Here is an 18,440-nt window from a genome sequence, read left to right as displayed (position 1 = left end):
CCCCCTTGTTATTTGTCCGTTGCACAAATAGCTAGTGCTAGCGAGTATAATTTACTTTCTGCTGAATCCGCGCGAGATGTTAATACAATGGGTGCTTTTGCACCAGCAATGATCCCTCCAACTTGTGCGCGGGCAAAGTACACGAGCGATTTATATAGCACATTTCCCGTTTCAATGTTCGGCACAACTAAAATATCCGCATGTCCTGCTACCGAACTTTGAATGCCTTTATGTTGCGCTGATTCAACGGAAATGGCGTTATCTAAAGCGAGCGGTCCATCGACGATGCAATCTTTCAACTGTCCTCGTTGATTCATAAGGGACAATGCGGCTGCATCAATCGTTGCCGGCATCGCTGGATTGACAACTTCAACAGCGGCGAGTGGTGCAACTTTCGGCGTATGGATGCCAATTGCTTTTGCCACTTGTACTGCGTTCATAATAATTTCTGCTTTTTGTTGTAAATCAGGTGCGATATTCATCGCTGCGTCAGTAACAAGAATAGGACGTTCATAATTCGGCACATCAAATACAGCAACATGCGATAAAACACGGCCTGTACGAAGTCCATATTCTTTATTTAGCACCGCCTTTAAAATCGTTGCTGTCGGTACGTTCCCTTTCATCAAGACACTTGCTTCCTTTTCATGCACCGCTTTCACAGCCATATGGGCTGCTTCTTCGTTTGTCGAAGCGTGAACGATGCGGATAGCGTCGTGACCGACATCTTGGACGTGTTCAGCAACGAGGCGTGATAAAACGGATTCATCGCCATATAAGATAAATCGCCCGAATCCTGCTTGTAGCGTTTGTGCGACCGCTTTTAACACTTCTTCGTCTTCTGCTGCCGCAACAGCTACCGTTGCTTTAGGAAATTGGGTTGCTTTGGTGACCAACGATTGTAGCTTCATCTCATCTGCTCAACCCCTTTGTTTTTTCGTCGCTTTATATTCTTGCAAAGGGCGTGCCAACTTCTTTTTTATTGAAAACGCTTTACTTTTATTTATTTTTTATTGCAGATTTTTGCATACTATGAACATTATTGCATGCTCTTTTTATCAAGTCCATACTTTTCAAGTTTGTAATATAAATTTCGTATCGAAATACCGAGTTGCTTGGCGGCTGCGGTTTTATTTCCTTGGCATGCATGTAACACGCTTTCAATCACTTTCGCTTCATACTGCTCGACTAGCTTTGCTAACGGCTTATGGTCATTGGACCATTCGGGAGAAGAAAGATGTTCTTGCTCCTTCGGCTTATGCAACAATGAAATATGTTTACGCTCAATGATGACTTCGTTATATTTCATAAAAATCATGGCGCGCCCTAATACGTTTTCTAACTCACGCACATTGCCTGGCCAATCGTAAGAGAGTAAATAAGCGAGCGCATCATCTGTAATCCCTTCCACATTACGTCCATAGTCTTGATTTAGTTTTTGTATGAGTCGTTCACATAAAGCTGGAATATCTTGCTTTCGAGCACGTAGCGGCGGGATGTAAATCGGCATGCGATTTAACCGATAGTATAAGTCTTCACGAAAAGTCCCATCGGCAATCGCTTTTTCGAGGTGAACATTTGTTGCCGCAATGACACGTACATTAATCGGAATCGGCTTTGTGCCACCTACGCGCACAATTTCTTTTTCTTGCAGCACCCGTAATAGTTTGGCTTGCATATTAGCTGATAACTCGCCAATCTCATCTAAAAAAATGCTTCCGTTGTTTGCCTCTTCAAATAGTCCCTTTTTTCCTCCGCGTCTTGCACCAGAAAACGCTCCTTCCTCATAACCAAACAATTCGCTTTCAAGTAGTGATTCAGAAATGGCAGCGCAATTGACACGAACGAATTTGTGATATTTTCGATCACTCGCATTATGAATAGCATGTGCAAACAATTCTTTTCCTGTCCCGGATTCACCACGAAGCAAAATGGTTGCTGGTGTTTTCGCTGCCAATTTCGCCTGTTCAATCGCTAACATCATTTCCTCAGACGTGCCGACGATATCATCAAATGAATATTTCGCTTCTAACGTACGAATAATTTGACGAGCGCGTTGTAACTCAGAGGTCAACTGTTCAATTTCAGATACATCGTGGATGACACCGACGCTCCCTTTTAATACCCCATCAACGATAATCGGGGCTACATTCACGACGACATCTCGCTTTTTCGGTCCGACTTTCATGCGCACACCTCTTACTGGCCGCCGTGTTTTTAACACTTTCATATGCATGCTTTCCCCTTCTGAAATATCTGCTGTCGCTGGTTTTCCGATCACTTCTTCTTCTGATAAGCCCGTTAACTTTGTGTACGCCGGATTAATTAAAATACCTTTTCCGTATTCATCAACAACAGAAATGGCTTCTTCTGAGGAATGAATAATGGCTTCTAACATCGTGCGAATTTCTTTTAAATTTGTTACTTCTTCCGCTAAATGAACAACTTCTGTAATATCTTTAAATACCGCAAAAGCGCCGAATAATTCGCCGTTTTCGTCGATTAACGGAATACGTGTCGTAATCATTTTTTTTCCGTTTTCTAATAACAATTCTTGATTCAACTCGACTTCTCTCGTCTGTAATACACGTGGTAGTCCGCTAGCTGGAATGACATGCAAAATATGTGATCCTATAACTTCCTTTTTCTTTTTTCCAATCATCTTCTCTGCACTTGGATTCATATGCGTTACAAAACCACGTTCATCAATAACAATCATTCCATCATGTGTAGAGTTAAAAATTAAATCATGCTTCGTTGTTGCTGTTTTTAACGTAGCAATAAGTTGTTCTTTTTCTTCGACAAGTTGTGCAATAATATAGGCAATATCACCCGGAATGACGACCGTATGCGCAGCGCTTGCTTTACGCAACGTAGTAAACACTTCGTCGTCTCCTGTGACTTCAACAATGATGTCGATGTCGTCCGTTAACACATCACGCCAATGGTTGCTCGTTTGAATACCCATGTCACGCGCAGCCTTTATCCCTGGCGCATCGTCGTTTCGATCGACAATCGCCACAACATCCATCAGTTTTGTTTCATGAAACATTTTTAATAGCGCACTCCCACCTTTGCCTGCTCCGACAATTAATACTTTTTTCATTCCCATCACCTATTCGTTTGCAATTTTTTGCAGACGCTTTCATCATACATTGTTTTTCTCTTCTTGACAAACCATCAAAAACATTTATGATGAAAACAGAACAAACGGAAAGGGTTTTGTTTTATGCAACGAATGATCGCCCTACTTATTTTACTTATTCCCGGATTTATAGCAGCATTGGGAATTAAATGGATGCGTGATACAATATTCTATATTTTACACGCACCTATTCCTTCACTTATTGTCCAGTTTTTGCTTGGCTTATTTTGTTTTCTTGTCGGTCTTGGCTTTATTGCAGGATTTATTTTGCATCGCGATCGAAAACGAAATAAAGTGCAACCACGCTTCCAAAAAAAGAAACGCTTCGATTCAGAGTGATCGAAGCGTTTTTTCGCGTACGTTTTGCGCTTTTTCTGGAAAATCGGTAAATATACCATCTACTCCATATTGAAACATCGTTTTCATCAACGCTTCTTTATTGATCGTAAAAGGACGGACGAGCAAATCGTTAGCGTGAGCGAGTTCAACAAAAGCCCGATCTACAGTTGGGTGATACGGATGAAGCGCTAGCGCCTGTAACGTATGAGCGTAGCTCCACGGCCGATGCAACTTTTCCATATATAGTAGCGCTGTTTCAATATGGGGAGCCAATTGGTGACATGTTGCCATACTTTCGTGGTTGAACGAGGAAAAAATGACACGCGATGCTAAATCGTATCGTTCAACGAGTTCAATCACTTTTTCTTCTAACCGTTCATAAGGGATCAGGTTGTTTTTTAGTTCAATATTGATGAGTAACGACGTGTTTTTCGCCCACTCAAACACTTCTTGTAACGATGGAATGGGACAAAAGCCGTATTTTTTAAATTTATAATTAGCATTTAATTTCCGTAATTGCCGATACGTCATTTGTCCTACCCATCCTGTTCCGTCTGTCGTTCGATTCACTGTTTCATCATGAATGACGACAACCACACCGTCTCTCGAGAGTTGTACATCAAGTTCAATTCCGTCCGCTTCCACACGTGCCGCTTCCATAAACGAAATCATCGTATTTTCTGGATGCGTTCCTGCTGATCCACGATGAGCAAAAATATGTGTCATCCTTTTCCCACCTTAAAAAATGTTTTATACTTAACGTATGAAAGGAGTGAAATGTATGCGACCGTTACAAATTTCGTTAGAAACCGCCCAAAAGCTAGCAAAAGCATTAAATGTCCCACTAGAACAAATTATGCACATGCCTCAGCACATATTAATCCAAAAGTTACTTGAAATCGAAAAAAAGGAACAACAAAAAAGGTAGCCGTTCGACTACCTTATTTTTATTAGCTCGCTTTATGTTCAAGTCTTAGCCGATCAGCAACCATCGCAATAAATTCGGAATTTGTCGGTTTCGCTTTCGACATGCTGACCGTATGGAATCCTTATGTATCAATGGTTGGGAAATTTTCAAACAATTCAATATCAATGAAATTTATTGGCTTCACTTTCAGTTATTTGTTGGTCAATAGTGTATATTTTAATGTAATTATATCGCTTTAGAATGATTTATACAACCCTTTTCATGCTATCGGCTCGCAAAAATCATGTGTCTGTTTACGGAATAGTTCGCCTCGTATAGACAGGCGAAAAATTTCTGAAAGATATAAATAGCCCCCCCACACTATTCAAATAAAATCGTTGTTTTATATTGTCGCTTATATCGTCAATTTTTAGGTTAATTTTTTATTGTGTAGAATGAAAAACTCAAAGAGATAGTGTTCATCGTATTATTACATTAGCAACCGCTGTTTCATTGAAAAAAATCAATATAAATATTGAGAAAATCAGCAAAAAATAAAAAGGATAGCGGTTTGCTATCTTTTTAACGATCTTTTTGCTCGAATCAATGTACTTTTTGATATGCCTGTCATCTCTTCTACTTGCTTATATGAATGTGTTTGAAGTAGCTTTAGCGCATGTTCAATCTGCTTATTTGTGTATTTCTTTGGTCTGCCTTCTCTAAAATCGTCACGTTGTTTTGCTATCTCTTTGCCTTCTTTTGTTCGTTCTACAATCATATCCCTTTCAAATTCTGCGAATCCACTCATAATAGTTAAAATCAACCTTCCTGTTGGTGTATTCTCTACTAATCCCATATTGAGTACATGAACTTTGATCCCCCTGTCAAATAATCCCCTAATAATTTCTATTGCGTCTACCGCTGAACGTGCAAAACGGTCTAGTTTCGTGACTACTAGCGTATCACCTTCATTTAGCTCTGATAGAAGTTTTTGGAATTTCGGTCTGTCTTTTTTTGTGCCGGTGAATTTTTCCGAATATATTTTCTCGCATCCTTCCGCTCGTAACATCTGAATTTGCGCCTCTAAATCCTGCCCTACCGTTGACACTCTCGCATACCCATATTTCATATCATTTTCACCTCTATTTATGAATATAAGTTTTGACACCGTTTGATATATTGATACTATCACACCTGCTAAATGGTGTCAATAGTTTTAAGTTATGACACTTTTTGAGATAAAATAGATGACATTACAATTTATTACATGTTAAAATATAGATGTTCGTCAATATTAAGACAAATTCCATATTAGCGGCTGGATATATTCCAACCGCTTTTTTTCATACACAAAACAAAATAGAGTGCCGAATATTCAACACCCTTTTTAAAGTTTATATGAGCCCATACAAGCCACCTTTCTATTTGTCCGATTCAAGCTCTCATATATAAGCCGTTTTTTGCGTCTAAATGCAATCGTAGCCGCTATCGTAAAACATTGATATTTCTATGTTTTTCTTTCAAAACATTTTATTTCAATCGCTATCGCAAACATAACATGCCCGCTCGTTTGTATCACTTTATTTTATTAAAGAGTTAAAGTATTATTATAATTATACATTTTTATGTATATTTATTTAATAAAAATACCCCTGCTATTCATCCATTTTACACTTTTAAAAGTCCTTATTTATCAAACACTTCACCTAACCTCAAATTATATACCCATCTACCTCAATTTATTTAAGATACTACCTCAAATTATTTAAGATGATACTTCAAATTATTTAAGGTGTAACCTCAATTTATTGAAGATGAATTGAAGTGTAGTAATATTATTATTAGATTATATAGATATTATATAGAATATAAAGAAGTATAAAGAATAAGTATTACAAAGCGAATGCAATACAAGGCATCGCATTCGCTTTGTTAAATTTTTTTTATTCATTTTTTATGTATCATATGTATTATTTTAATTTTTCATATAGTGTATGTATATTTTCTAGTTCAACATAATAATGATTGTTATATTTCGTAAAATATGCTTTATCTAGTTCATCATATCCAGCAAGTTCTAATTTATGTTTTTTGATTGTAATTAATTTGCTCTTTTTTAATATGTCAATATATTTCAAAATTGTATTTTCCGATAACCCTATTTCTTTATGAATCAATCGCAAAGAAGTAAAACAAAATTGATGATGATACGGTTTCGTTCTATTGATATACGATTCAAAATAATATAACAATCTGATGCCCGTATGTCCTATTTTTTCGATCATAGAGCGCTCTAACAATATGTACGGCATTTGCGTATATGTGAAACGATCTTCCTTTGTTTTACCGGTTTTTCTCAAGTCAAAGAATGAATTTATTTCAATTTGTAGCGGCTGGTTTTTCGGTAGTATATCTATCTTTGTGCGAATCAATTTCGCATCATATAGTGTATTTATTGCTGTTTTTAGCTTTTGATTACTTTTGATATTAAGAAAATATTTAAGTGCCGCATGATCTATTTCTATTGTATCTGATTGACTCCCACGCAAATGATATAATTGTATCAATTTTGCATACAAAACAAACGTTACACAATCAATCTGCGGGCTTCTGATGATTTTATCGGCTATTTGAATTTGAAACATTTTTTTCTTTGTCATCGTATATCCATCCTTTCACATTTGATTAAAAAATTGAATAATAAAATATAATTCAATTTGTAGCGGCTTCAATCTCTCTATATTCGTCAATCGCTTGCTGAAGTTCATCTGTTACAGGAAAAAGATAGAATTTTTTTAGTGTTTTGTCTGCATATGCTTTTGTAATGTACGTGATATTTTTTTATAGCGCAAAAAATCAGCAAGCCGCTGGTCATAGCAAAAGAAATAATTTTTCATATCATCACCCTTTCAATGAATAAATTTTTCGGGAAGCGGTTTATTCAACCGCTCCCGCTATTGATAGATACGTTAAACTGAAATTTTGAAATAATTTTCAATACTTCCGTGAACGATAGTAAGCCGTTTTGTTGCTCGTACTAGTCGATGTTTTTTTCGTTGAATCATTGACATTTTTATGATGAATTGCAATTTTTTTGACTCTATATTTCGGATCATCTCAACAAATTTTCTCGCTATATCTTGATATTCTTTCGGGAATTTGATCTGATTCATTTTTTTCTCACGTACTTTTTCTACATTTTTTTCTCGTACAATCTCAAAGCGTCCGCTTTCTGTGCCAATCGTTTCGCCGCTATCTATGTATTTTCTGATGCTGTTTTCACTCACACCGTATGTACTTTTTGCGTACTCAATAGCCGCTGTGATCGTTTCAAATTTTTTCCCTTTCGCCATTTTTTTGATATCTTTCATCGTGAGCAATCTAGCTTTTTTCGGCTTTTCGGTCATGAAGCGCATTTCATTTCGTACGATAACCGACACATATGTATCTATTTTCATATGCTCTTGTGCTGTGATAATGTCAATATCTTTCCAGTCGTAATGCTGTTTCAATCTATGTATAGTCGGCGCAAGCATAGGATTCATTTTATTTTTGATATATGCACGTATGATATGTAAATATTTTCTATGTAAATCTGGTCTGTATTTTTTCAAGTTTTCTAACGCATCTCGATATGCTCCAAGCCGATACTCCACTTCAGCATATTCCGAACGGTTTTGCGTACGATGATACGCATTTAGTAGCATATAGTATAGCTTATATCGCGCTATTTCTAGTATTGTTTCGTTATCAATATCATCTATCGTAATCTCGTTATTTTTGATTTTGTCTCGAATCGTGAAATACTCTTTTTTCGGCATGTGAGCCCGCTTTTTCTCTTGCTTTTGCTCCATAGTTTCAAATCATCTCCCTTTTTTTGATTAATTGATTATCACCTAAAAACACCAACAAATTTACACATTCTACCCCCTATCTCATTTCATCACCCCCTTTAATATAGTAAATATTAACTTCGAATTGCCTTCATAATGCACGTTATATAGGCAATTCGTTGTTGACATGGATATTGCATTGTGTTATTATTGTGTTAGAATAGGTTTAGTATAATTATTTTTATTGTTTCAAATTTTAGTATAATACATTTTTTCTATCCATTTCAATTACATTTTTGTTACATTTGTGTTACAATTATGTTACAAATGTTACAGTTTTGTTACAAAAATAAACCGCTCGATCATGAGCGGCTTTTTTATTCCTCATATATCCATTCTACTTCTTGCAAACGATAATGCTTCGAACGCTTGTTGATATTCTGTTTTGATCTCGACTAGCGGCTCAATATTTTTTCCGTCTTTTTTTGCTCGTCTGATTTCTTTTTCAATGTTCTGTATTTGCATGTGCAAAGCCGCTTTCGTTGTCGCTAGTTCGGTTTCAGTCAGTTTTACAGTTTTCATATTGATTCCCCCTTAAATGTCTAAATGTGATAGCGGCGAATGCTTTTGATACTTCCGCCCTATCTCTTCGTCCGTGAAATCGAGATATGCCTTTTGTGTGACTTCTGCGCTAGAATGTCCGAGAATATGCGAAAGTGAAGCCCAGTCACCGCCATTTAACAGGTAATATTTAGCAAAATTATTCCGTAATTTGTGCGGGTGAATATCTACACCTACCTTTTTCCCAGCTTCACGGATCGCACGTTCAAAATTTCTAACGTCTAGTTGAGTTCCCCGTATCGTTGGAAAAAGATATGGGCTATCTGAAAAGCGATCTCTATACTTCATCCAGCGTTTTAAATCGGTTGCCATTTTGTGTGAAAAATACACGTATCGTTGTTGCTTGTTTTTTGAATTTTCGATTAGTATTGATTTTGTGTCAAAATTCACGTGTTCTGGACACAATGAACAACACTCACTAGCTCTGATCCCCGTGTCGAGAATGAGCCGTGTCTGCACCCATGTTCGATAGCCATGAAAAGTTGTTGTATCTATTGCATCCAATACTTTTTTTATTTCATCTCTTGATAGCAACGGCTTTTTCTTCCGCTGTGGCTTGATATTCTCGATGTTTTCACACGGATTCGTTTTTATTTCGCGCTCTTGATACATAAAGTTTAAAAACACTTTAATGTTTCTCAAATAATTCGCGATAGTTGTATCACTAATTTTTTTTCCTGCATCGTTTCGCCTATCTGGATAGTTGATCTCTTTGCTTTTTTCATTTGCGACTACTGTATATTTTCCGCGTTCACGTAGATATTTCACATATTGCCGAATATGAAGCGGTTTAATTTGTTTGACGTATACAACGCTACATTCGCGCTCAAGAAAAATCAAAAATAACTGTAATGTTTGCTGATAGCTCGCTAACGTCTTTCGAGAAAGATTTTTCGAGTCACAATAAAGCATAAAATGGTCTAGTTGCTCCCATATATCACCTTTTTTCGTTTTCAAAACAAAAAACACCTCCAGTTTTTGTTATTTTGTGGATACACCCAACAAAAACTGAAAGTGTTTAATTCGTTGACATTGATATTGAAATTTATTGGCTCGTTTCGGAAATTTATTGGTCACTAGTGTTAGTGTGGTTATTTTTTACAACACCCTTCATCCATTGATACACCTTTTATTAGCTCGCTTTATGTTCAAGTCTTAGCCGATCAGCAACCATCGCAATAAATTCGGAATTTGTCGGTTTCGCTTTCGACATGCTGACCGTATGACCAAATAAAGACGAAATGGACTCTAAATTGCCACGGCTCCATGCGACTTCAATCGCATGACGAATCGCTCGCTCTACGCGACTAGCTGTCGTATTGTATTTTTTCGCAATGTCTGGGTAAAGCACTTTTGTAATTGATCCAAGCAATTCAACATCGTTGTATACCATCGCAATCGCTTCACGCAAATATAAATATCCTTTAATGTGTGCAGGAACACCGATTTCGTGAATAATGTTCGTAATGCTTGCATCTAAGTTTTTTGGCTTTCCGTCACGAATTGGCGAAAGGAGCGGTCGCTTTAATACAGCTGGCTTTTTGCCGCATACATGACGAATTTGATTCACTAAATGTTCAATATCAAACGGCTTTAAAATAAAGTAAGAAGCTCCAAGTTCAACTGCTTTTTTCGTTACATCTTCTTGACCAAACGCTGTTAACATAATGACGTTTGGCAATGGCTGTTTGAACATGCGCAACTTTTCTAATACAGCCAAGCCGTCTAAATGAGGCATAATAATATCGAGAACAAGAACATCAGGATCGCGCTCACGCAACAGTTGCAAACAATCTTGTCCATTATATGCAACGCCAATGACTTCCATATCCCCTTGGCTTGTAATGTATTCTTCAAGCAAATGCACTAACTCACGATTATCATCTACAATGCACACTTTGATTGTACTCACGAAACCCTTCCTCCCTAAAGCAATGATCTTTTATCACACACGTGCTTAATTCGACACAATGGATGAAAATCCTTTTTCTTTTGCGAAATTAGTCAAATAATTTATATTTTTCATAAAGCATTCGCGCATGCTGTTTCTTTTATTTTATACTACATGTTTACGTCGTGTCATGATAAAACATGACAAATTGCGTGGAAAAACAAAAAGCAAGCTAATATCAGCTCGCTTTTTGTTCGTTTCGATCATAAATGTTAATTCCAGCTTCATGCAACATCCATTCAATGTGCACGCCGTAGCCGGATGTCGGATCGTTAACAAATACATGTGTCACAGCCCCAACAAGTTTTCCATCTTGAATAATCGGACTTCCACTCATTCCTTGAACGATTCCACCTGTTTTTTCTAATAGTCGTGGATCGGTTACTTTGATGACCATTCCTTTTGTAGCTGGGAATTTTTGCGGTGTCACACTAACGATTTCAACATCAAACGCTTCCACCCGATCTTGCTCGACGACGGTTAATATTTTTGCTGGACCTTTTTTTACGTCTGTCGACAGAGCAATGGGCATCGGTTTGTCAAAAATACCATTTTGAATCGGTTTTGAGAGTTTACCAAAAATACCGAACGGGCTGTTCGTTTTAATGTCGCCAATCACTTGTTTATCGGCCGAAAATCTCGCCAGTTTTTCACCAGGACTTCCGTTTCTTCCTTTATCGATCGCCGTCACTGTCGACTTAACAATCGTTCCATCCCGAACGATAATTGGCTTCTTCGTATCCATGTCGGAGATGACATGTCCGAGTGCTCCATATATGTTTGATTTCGGATCGAAAAACGTCATTGTTCCAATTCCTGCTGCTGAGTCGCGAATGTATAATCCGATACGATACGCCTGATCGTGCTTATCTTTCAACGGAGTCAGTATTGTTTCAAACGTATGGTGATCACGAGCAACGGTTAATCGTAAAGATTTACCCGTTCTTCCCGCCTCTTCAATGAATGGAGAAACATCCGTCATTTTTTCGATTTTTTGTCCGTTAATGTGGGTAATCGCGTCCCCTACTTGAATGCCAGCCTTCTCCCCGGGAGATTGTTTTCCTTGTTCCGTCTCCACTAAATGGTGACCGACGACAAGAACACCAACCGTATTTAATTTCACACCGATCGATTGGCCACCTGGAACGATTTTGAAATCTGGCAATACTTTTACATTTACTTGTTTAATTGGAAATCCTGCCATTTGTAAAACGACATCGCTTTCCCCGACATGTTCTCCACTAATCGCTAATTTTTCTTTTTGTCGAACAGAAACAGCGTTTGTTGTTACAGCTTGGACAGAGCCAGATGCAGGCACATGAGCCGTTTGTCCTTGAAATAATACAATTTGTTTTGGAATATTTACATACTTTTGAAATGGTGTTGCCATAGTTAGAACGATAAAAGAAACAAGGAGAAATGCACCTATTCCTTTTCTTAATTTGTCAAAATTCAAATGTCTTCACTCTCCTCGTTCCTACGTACACACCGAATCCTACACTATTTAATGTTGCCTGAAACAATCGAAATATAACCGGACGAAACGAAAAAACAATGCCAATGTTGGCATTTAAGCTGTTTCGTTTTTCGTTTTTGCCGCCAATTGCAATAACTCACGCGCATGTTGTTTCGTCAATTCTGTAATTTCCACTCCAGAGATCATCCGGCTAATTTCGTTAATTTTTTCTTGTTCGTTTAACGCTTCCACCGTTGTTGTTGTCCGTCCATCCTTCGTTTCTTTTGCAATAAATAAATGCGTATCCGCCATCGCTGCCACTTGTGGTAAGTGCGAAATGCATAATACTTGCGAATGGCGTGCCACGCGATAAATTTTTTCCGCAATGGCTTGAGCGACGCGACCGCTTACACCGGTATCGACTTCATCAAAAATAATAGATGTGACACCTTGATGTTTAGAGAAAATGCTCTTTAAGGCAAGCATCATGCGCGACAATTCTCCACCTGATGCAACTTTCGCAAGCGGTTTTAACGGTTCCCCTGGATTCGTTGAAATGTAAAACTCCACTTCGTCCATTCCGTCTGCTTGCAACTTTACAGGCGTTCCGTCAAGCAATGGATCATCGTACGTTCCTTGCCTTTTTCGAAAAACAACATCAAACGTCGTTTTTTCCATGTATAAATCTTTTAGTTCTTGATGAATGTCGTCGATCAGTTGTTTCGCATATTGCATACGCAATTCGCTTATATGTTTCGCTTCAACTAATAAATCAGCCGTAATGGATTGAAGTTCGGTCTGCAATTTATGAATATGATCATCGCGGTGTTGAATCGTTTCAATTTCTTCTTCCACTTTCGCCGCATATTCTAAGATGTCACGTACTGTTTGGCCGTATTTGCGTTTCAAATGGTTAATTTCATTTAAGCGACTTTCAATTTCATCAAGTCGAAGCGGATCGTATTCTAATTGATCTAATTGCTCACGCAGTTGATGGGCCACTTCTTCTAACAAATAATAACAGTTCGATACAACTTCTTGGGCTTGTTTCAACGATGAATCGATTTCGCTCACATGATCTAAATGATTCATCGCTAATCCAATCCAATCAAGTCCGCGTTGCTCCCCGTAAAGCGCTTCATAGCTACTTTGTAACGCCTCGTATATTTTCTGGAAATTAACGATTTTTCGCCGCTCTTCCATTAGCTGTTCATCTTCATCTAACTGTAGCTCTGCTTTTTGAATTTCATCTAACTGAAAAGTTAATAAATCTAAACGATGCGCCATTTGTTGCTCATTTTCATTTAACTTTTGCAGTTGACGCTTGACTCGCTCGTATGCCGCATATAAAGCTTTATATTCCTCTAATGCGTCGCGAACACGCTCGCCTCCATATTCATCTAATAAATATAAATGCTTATTTTCATCAAGCAATTCTTGATGCTCATGTTGTCCGTGAATATCTACAAGTGTGGAGCCAATTTCACGCAATGTCGCGATCGTGACTAATTTTCCGTTTACGCGACAGACGCTTTTTCCGTTTATCGTTAGCTCTCGACGAAGCACAATCATCCCATCGCTTATATCGATGCCAAGCTCGGCACATTTGCTGTAACACGGGTGATCATCTTGTTCAAGCAAAAAAAGACCTTCGATTTCTGCTTTTGTTTCACCGTATCGAACAAATTCTGCTGAGCCGCGTCCGCCAATTAACAAATGAATGGCATCAATAATAATGGATTTTCCCGCTCCCGTTTCTCCAGTTAAAACGGTTAATCCTTTTTCAAACGAAAGCGAAAGGGATTCAATAATGGCAAAATTTTTGATAGATAACTCCGCTAACATCTTACGCTCACACCTTTATTACAGCATGTCCAACAATCGTTTTGAAATAACTTCTGTATCTTCTGGCGTGCGGCAAATAATTAAGCAAGTATCATCACCACAAATCGTGCCAACAATTTCATCCCATTCTAAATGATCGAGCAGTACACCGATAGCATGCGCATTTCCCGGCAGCGTTTTCATAACGAGCAGGTGACCTGCTCCATCAATTTTTACAAATGCATCCATGAGCGCTCGTTTTAACTTTTGGAGCGGATTAAATCGTTGATCGGCAGGTAAGCTATATTTATATCGCCCATCCATCATCGGCACTTTTACTAAATGAAGTTCTTTAATGTCACGAGACACCGTTGCTTGCGTGACGTTAAAACCTTCTTTGCGCAACATATCAACAAGCTCATCTTGTGTTTCAATATCATGATTTGAAATAATTTCACGAATTTTAATATGACGTTGTCCTTTATTCAACGAAAACACCTCTTTCGTGTGTATAACATATGCATATTTATACTTCTATGTTACCGAACGACAGACGAGCAAACAAGAGGGAATAACCGATCGTTATTCCCCCGCATGTTCTTTATTTTCTTTCAACTCGCTGTGTGCCCTGGCAACTACTTCTTCTGGAGAAACAGTCAAGCGATTTTCTCCTACTTCTTTGCCTTCCCAACGTAAATGAAGCAAAAATTCAATATTTCCGTCACCGCCTGTAATCGGCGAGTGGGTTAGCCCAATAATGTCGTACCCTTCTTGTTGCGCAAATGCAGTAATTGTTTCAAGTACGTGCACATGAACACGTGCATCGCGGACAATCCCCTTTTTTCCGACAAACTCTTTTCCCGCTTCAAATTGCGGTTTGACTAAAGCAACGATATCGCTATGCGGCACTAAAATCGTTTTTAAGACGGGTAAAATTAATTTTAATGAAATAAACGACACATCGATCGTTGCAAAGTTTGGTAAGCCGTGTTGAAAATCACTCGGCGTCACATAACGAAAGTTCGTCCGCTCCATGACTACAACACGTTCATCTTGGCGCAGTTTCCATGCGAGCTGATTGTATCCCACATCAAGAGCGTACGACAACTTCACTCCATTTTGCAACGCACAGTCCGTAAATCCGCCTGTCGATGCACCAATGTCAACCATAATCTTATCTTTTACTTCAAGCGCGAACATTTGTAACGCTTTTTCAAGTTTTAGCCCACCGCGACTCACATACGGTAGCGCATTTCCTTTCACCGTTAGCGGAATGTCCACGGGAACTTTTTCCCCTGGTTTGTCAAGCCGCATTTCGTTTGAATACACAAGGCCAGCCATAATTGTTCGCTTCGCCTTTTCGCGCGTTTCAGCCAATCCGCGTTCGACAAGTAATACATCTAAACGTTCTTTCTTCCCTTTCATCTCTCATGCCCTTTTTCTTTTTTTCGGAGTCAATAAACAAATTCGTTCCATTACATGTTCTGTCGTTAGTCCAATTTCTTCAAGAAGTTGCGACACACCGCCATGTTCAATAAAACGGTCCGGAATGCCCATTCGATCAATAATCGCCCCATGATACCCGTGATCATGAGCAAATTCAATTACAGCACTACCAAATCCACCTTGAAGTACCGCTTCTTCAATTGTAAGTAACGGCATGTTTTGTTGCAGTAGCGTATGCAACATCGCTTCATCAAGTGGCTTAATAAAACGGGCGTTGACGACTTGTACAGAAACGCCTTCATTTGCAAGACGTTCAGCTGCTTGGAGCGCCATCGGAATCGTCGTACCGAACGTTAGAATGGCAACGTCTATTCCTTCACGCAACACTTCCCACGTACCGATCGGAATTTTTTTCAATTGCTCATCCATCGGCACACCAAGACCGTTGCCACGCGGAAAACGCATCGCAATCGGGCCGTCATCGTATTGAATGGCCGTATATACCATATGTTGCCCTTCATTTTCATCTTTTGGCATCATTAATACGATGTTTGGAATGTGGCGTAAAAAGGCGATGTCAAACACACCTTGATGCGTTTCGCCGTCCGCACCGACGAGCCCTGCACGGTCAATACCAAGAAACACGTTTAAGTTTTGGCGACAAATGTCATGAACAACTTGGTCGTACGCCCGTTGTAAAAATGTTGAATAAATTGCTAAAAACGGTTTCATTCCTTGCGTCGCTAAACCAGCAGCCATCGTGGCAGCATGTTGCTCAGCAATACCGACGTCGTACATACGATCAGGGAATTCGCTTGCGAACGCTTCTAATTTTGAACCAACAGGCATCGCAGGCGTAATGGCAACAATGCGATGATCTTCGCGCGCTAATTTGCGCACCGTTTCACTCACAACCGCACTCCAAGATGGAGCAGATTGCTTTGATTGGATGAAATCACCCGTTTCAATTTTATACGGTCCTGTTCCGTGCCACGTTCCGACTTTGTCGCTTTCCGCTGGGTGATATCCTTTTCCCTTTTTCGTGATGACGTGAACAAGAACAGGGCCTTTCGCCTTTTTTGCATAATGTAAGTTTTCAAATAAGTCTTCAAAGTTATGGCCATCTACCGGTCCAAAGTACGTAAAGCCGAGTTCTTCAAAAAATACGCCCGAAACGAGCAAATATTTAATGCTGTCTTTGACACGTTCCGCTGTTGTAGCAAGCTTTCCACCGACAGCTGGAATTTTCTTTAACAACATTTCTAATTCATCTTTTACCCAATGATACTTTCCAGCTGTTCGCAGGCGACCAAGTACATTATGAAGCGCCCCGACGTTTGGAGCAATCGACATTTCGTTATCGTTTAAAATGACAATCATATCTTTTTTCTCATGTCCGATATGGTTTAACGCTTCTAGCGCCATTCCCCCGGTGAGCGCGCCGTCCCCAATGATCGGAACGATATATTCGTCCGTTCCTTTTAAGTCGCGTGCAATCGCCATACCCATTGCAGCAGATAACGATGTCGAGCTATGCCCCGTTTCCCATACGTCATGTTCGCTTTCGCTACGTTTTGGAAAGCCGCACAATCCTTTATACTGTCGCAACGTATCAAATTGACTAGCACGCCCAGTTAAAATTTTATGCACATACGACTGATGGCCAACATCCCAAATGAGTTTATCTTTCGGGCTATCAAACACTTTATGAAGCGCAATCGTCAATTCAACGACTCCGAGATTCGGACCAATATGCCCACCTGTTTTCGATAATTTCTCAATTAAAAATTGTCGAATTTGCTCGCTCAATTGAACGAGTTGTTCATTTGACATTTGCTTTAAAAATTTTGGGTTTTGAATCGCTGTAACATCCAACGCGATCACTCTCTTTCATGTAAGCTAAAACCTGATATCATACAATTTTATGTATTTTAATTATACAGATAAACATGTTTGTACGCAAAAAAGAGCCGCTTACACGAACGTGTGAACGGCTAACATTTCTTTTCCACTATACCACATGTTGCTTCTTTCCTCAACGCTATTAATGATCGCGTGTTTCGACAATATCACAAATATAATGTAATAGCGATGCATCAATTTTTGCTTCATCAAGAAGTTTGCGCGCTTCTTTCATATGATCGGAAAGTTTTTTCTTTGCTCCATCAAGCGTCAAAAGAGAAGGATATGTCGATTTATCATTTTCAATATCGCTTCCTACTTTTTTTCCGATCTTTTGTTCGTCTCCTTCAATGTCTAAAATGTCGTCGCGAATTTGAAACGCTAAACCGAGATGATCGGCAAATAATGTTAACAACGTTAATTGTTGTTCTGTTGCTTCACCTAATATCGCACCTGCTCGAACGCTATATTGCAACAACTTTCCAGTTTTATGGCGGTGAATGTATTCTAATTGTTGCAAACTAATTGTTTTTCCTTCTCCTTCAAGGTCGGCTACTTGTCCGCCAACCATTCCTTCGGGTCCAGCTGCTTTTGCTAATTCAGAAATAAGACGAACTTTTACATCCGATGAAATGGTTTTGTCATCTGCAACTACTTGAAAAGCGTATGTCAGTAACGCATCGCCTGCTAAAATCGCATTCGCTTCACCAAATACTTTATGATTTGTCGGTTTACCCCGCCGTAAATCATCGTTATCCATGCTCGGCAAATCGTCATGAATAAGTGAATACGTATGAATCATTTCAAGCGCACAGGCAACAGACATACCGATGCCAATTGGTTTACGAAATGCATGTAACGTTGAGAGCAACAAAAGAGGGCGAATCCGTTTTCCTCCTGCTCGCAACGAGTAGAGCATCGCTTCTTTAATTGTTTGAGGTGCTTGCAACGATTCAATATACGTCGGTAGCTGCTGTTCAATTTGCTCTTTATATTGTCGCAATAACCGTTCCACG

General features: G+C 39.0%; 17 protein-coding genes and 1 pseudogene. 2 read left to right on the top strand and 16 right to left on the bottom strand.

Translation table 11 applies throughout. The features are described 5' to 3' along the window. Nucleotides 1-8: 8 nt before the first annotated feature. Entirely contained in the window at nucleotides 9-911 is a 903-nt protein-coding gene (yqiS, locus tag NSS60_RS05480) for a phosphate butyryltransferase (RefSeq protein ID WP_004889618.1), read from the bottom strand. 128 nt (nucleotides 912-1,039) lie between these two features. Then, entirely contained in the window at nucleotides 1,040-3,106 is a 2,067-nt protein-coding gene (locus NSS60_RS05475; RefSeq protein ID WP_064220649.1) for a sigma 54-interacting transcriptional regulator, read from the bottom strand. 123 nt (nucleotides 3,107-3,229) lie between these two features. Between NSS60_RS05475 and NSS60_RS05470 the strand changes: the two genes are divergently transcribed. Next, nucleotides 3,230-3,484: a DUF2627 domain-containing protein gene (locus NSS60_RS05470; protein ID WP_004889615.1), complete on the top strand. Its 255-nt coding sequence runs from the start codon at nucleotides 3,230-3,232 to the stop codon at nucleotides 3,482-3,484. On the opposite strand, the gene NSS60_RS05465 is transcribed toward NSS60_RS05470, so the two are convergent. Then, complete coding sequence (locus tag NSS60_RS05465) at nucleotides 3,476-4,210, bottom strand: glycerophosphodiester phosphodiesterase (RefSeq protein ID WP_064214094.1); 735 nt, start codon at nucleotides 4,208-4,210, stop codon at nucleotides 3,476-3,478. The two genes, NSS60_RS05470 and NSS60_RS05465, sit on opposite strands and share 9 nt — an antisense overlap. Nucleotides 4,211-4,265: 55 nt before the next feature. On the opposite strand from NSS60_RS05465, the gene NSS60_RS05460 reads away from it, so the two are divergent. Beyond that, nucleotides 4,266-4,412: a YycC family protein gene (locus NSS60_RS05460; protein ID WP_064498956.1), complete on the top strand. Its 147-nt coding sequence runs from the start codon at nucleotides 4,266-4,268 to the stop codon at nucleotides 4,410-4,412. A gap of 22 nt (nucleotides 4,413-4,434) precedes the next feature. Here NSS60_RS05460 and NSS60_RS05455 read toward each other — a convergent pair. From NSS60_RS05455 to NSS60_RS05395, 13 genes and pseudogenes are all read right to left on the bottom strand, one after another. Next, nucleotides 4,435-4,527: pseudogene (locus NSS60_RS05455) on the bottom strand (sporulation transcription factor Spo0A); the annotation flags it as partial. A 438-nt stretch (nucleotides 4,528-4,965) separates the two neighbouring features. Further along, the gene (locus NSS60_RS05450) at nucleotides 4,966-5,520 is read right to left on the bottom strand and encodes a recombinase family protein (RefSeq protein WP_340720699.1); all 555 of its coding nucleotides are present in this window, start codon (nucleotides 5,518-5,520) and stop codon (nucleotides 4,966-4,968) included. A gap of 841 nt (nucleotides 5,521-6,361) precedes the next feature. After that, the gene (locus NSS60_RS05445; protein ID WP_192950895.1) at nucleotides 6,362-7,051 is read right to left on the bottom strand and encodes a hypothetical protein; all 690 of its coding nucleotides are present in this window, start codon (nucleotides 7,049-7,051) and stop codon (nucleotides 6,362-6,364) included. A gap of 309 nt (nucleotides 7,052-7,360) precedes the next feature. Continuing rightward, entirely contained in the window at nucleotides 7,361-8,245 is an 885-nt protein-coding gene (locus NSS60_RS05440; protein WP_340720698.1) for a hypothetical protein, read from the bottom strand. A gap of 363 nt (nucleotides 8,246-8,608) precedes the next feature. Next, complete coding sequence (locus NSS60_RS05435; protein WP_129000519.1) at nucleotides 8,609-8,806, bottom strand: hypothetical protein; 198 nt, start codon at nucleotides 8,804-8,806, stop codon at nucleotides 8,609-8,611. 12 nt (nucleotides 8,807-8,818) lie between these two features. Beyond that, nucleotides 8,819-9,757 carry a tyrosine-type recombinase/integrase gene (locus NSS60_RS05430; protein WP_340720949.1) on the bottom strand — a complete coding sequence of 313 codons (939 nt, stop codon included), beginning with the start codon at nucleotides 9,755-9,757 and terminating at the stop codon, nucleotides 8,819-8,821. Between the two features lie 220 nt (nucleotides 9,758-9,977). After that, the gene (spo0A, locus tag NSS60_RS05425; protein ID WP_064214093.1) at nucleotides 9,978-10,757 is read right to left on the bottom strand and encodes a sporulation transcription factor Spo0A; all 780 of its coding nucleotides are present in this window, start codon (nucleotides 10,755-10,757) and stop codon (nucleotides 9,978-9,980) included. 217 nt (nucleotides 10,758-10,974) lie between these two features. Beyond that, the gene (spoIVB, locus tag NSS60_RS05420) at nucleotides 10,975-12,252 is read right to left on the bottom strand and encodes a SpoIVB peptidase (RefSeq protein ID WP_004889610.1); all 1,278 of its coding nucleotides are present in this window, start codon (nucleotides 12,250-12,252) and stop codon (nucleotides 10,975-10,977) included. Between the two features lie 114 nt (nucleotides 12,253-12,366). Next, nucleotides 12,367-14,097: a DNA repair protein RecN gene (gene recN, locus NSS60_RS05415; RefSeq protein WP_004889609.1), complete on the bottom strand. Its 1,731-nt coding sequence runs from the start codon at nucleotides 14,095-14,097 to the stop codon at nucleotides 12,367-12,369. Nucleotides 14,098-14,115: 18 nt separating this feature from the next. Continuing rightward, nucleotides 14,116-14,565: a transcriptional regulator AhrC/ArgR gene (gene ahrC / locus NSS60_RS05410; RefSeq protein ID WP_004889608.1), complete on the bottom strand. Its 450-nt coding sequence runs from the start codon at nucleotides 14,563-14,565 to the stop codon at nucleotides 14,116-14,118. Nucleotides 14,566-14,658: 93 nt separating this feature from the next. Next, nucleotides 14,659-15,501 (bottom strand): TlyA family RNA methyltransferase, encoded by an 843-nt coding sequence (locus tag NSS60_RS05405; protein WP_064214090.1) that lies wholly within the window; start codon nucleotides 15,499-15,501, stop codon nucleotides 14,659-14,661. Between the two features lie 3 nt (nucleotides 15,502-15,504). Next, the gene (gene dxs / locus NSS60_RS05400; RefSeq protein WP_340720697.1) at nucleotides 15,505-17,397 is read right to left on the bottom strand and encodes a 1-deoxy-D-xylulose-5-phosphate synthase; all 1,893 of its coding nucleotides are present in this window, start codon (nucleotides 17,395-17,397) and stop codon (nucleotides 15,505-15,507) included. A 169-nt stretch (nucleotides 17,398-17,566) separates the two neighbouring features. Then, the gene (locus tag NSS60_RS05395; protein ID WP_004889604.1) at nucleotides 17,567-18,439 is read right to left on the bottom strand and encodes a polyprenyl synthetase family protein; all 873 of its coding nucleotides are present in this window, start codon (nucleotides 18,437-18,439) and stop codon (nucleotides 17,567-17,569) included. Nucleotide 18,440 lies beyond the last annotated feature (1 nt).

Source organism: Anoxybacillus sp. FSL W8-0382, from assembly GCF_038003845.1.
Taxonomy (GTDB): Bacteria; Bacillota; Bacilli; order Bacillales; family Anoxybacillaceae; genus Anoxybacillus; species Anoxybacillus flavithermus_G.
Note: the sequence above shows the minus strand (reverse complement) of the source record. Positions and strands in the feature narration are given on the sequence as shown.

Bases quoted from the DNA above. Each gene is read 5' to 3' on its own strand.
- yqiS (WP_004889618.1), bottom strand. From the start codon at position 911: ATGAAGCTACAATCGTTGGTCACCAAAGCAACCCAATTTCCTAAAGCA.
- NSS60_RS05475 (WP_064220649.1), bottom strand. From the start codon at position 3,106: ATGAAAAAAGTATTAATTGTCGGAGCAGGCAAAGGTGGGAGTGCGCTA.
- NSS60_RS05470 (WP_004889615.1), top strand. From the start codon at position 3,230: ATGCAACGAATGATCGCCCTACTTATTTTACTTATTCCCGGATTTATA.
- NSS60_RS05465 (WP_064214094.1), bottom strand. From the start codon at position 4,210: ATGACACATATTTTTGCTCATCGTGGATCAGCAGGAACGCATCCAGAA.
- NSS60_RS05460 (WP_064498956.1), top strand. From the start codon at position 4,266: ATGCGACCGTTACAAATTTCGTTAGAAACCGCCCAAAAGCTAGCAAAA.
- NSS60_RS05450 (WP_340720699.1), bottom strand. From the start codon at position 5,520: ATGAAATATGGGTATGCGAGAGTGTCAACGGTAGGGCAGGATTTAGAG.
- NSS60_RS05445 (WP_192950895.1), bottom strand. From the start codon at position 7,051: ATGACAAAGAAAAAAATGTTTCAAATTCAAATAGCCGATAAAATCATC.
- NSS60_RS05440 (WP_340720698.1), bottom strand. From the start codon at position 8,245: ATGGAGCAAAAGCAAGAGAAAAAGCGGGCTCACATGCCGAAAAAAGAG.
- NSS60_RS05435 (WP_129000519.1), bottom strand. From the start codon at position 8,806: ATGAAAACTGTAAAACTGACTGAAACCGAACTAGCGACAACGAAAGCG.
- NSS60_RS05430 (WP_340720949.1), bottom strand. From the start codon at position 9,757: ATGCTTTATTGTGACTCGAAAAATCTTTCTCGAAAGACGTTAGCGAGC.
- recN (WP_004889609.1), bottom strand. From the start codon at position 14,097: ATGTTAGCGGAGTTATCTATCAAAAATTTTGCCATTATTGAATCCCTT.
- NSS60_RS05405 (WP_064214090.1), bottom strand. From the start codon at position 15,501: ATGAAAGGGAAGAAAGAACGTTTAGATGTATTACTTGTCGAACGCGGA.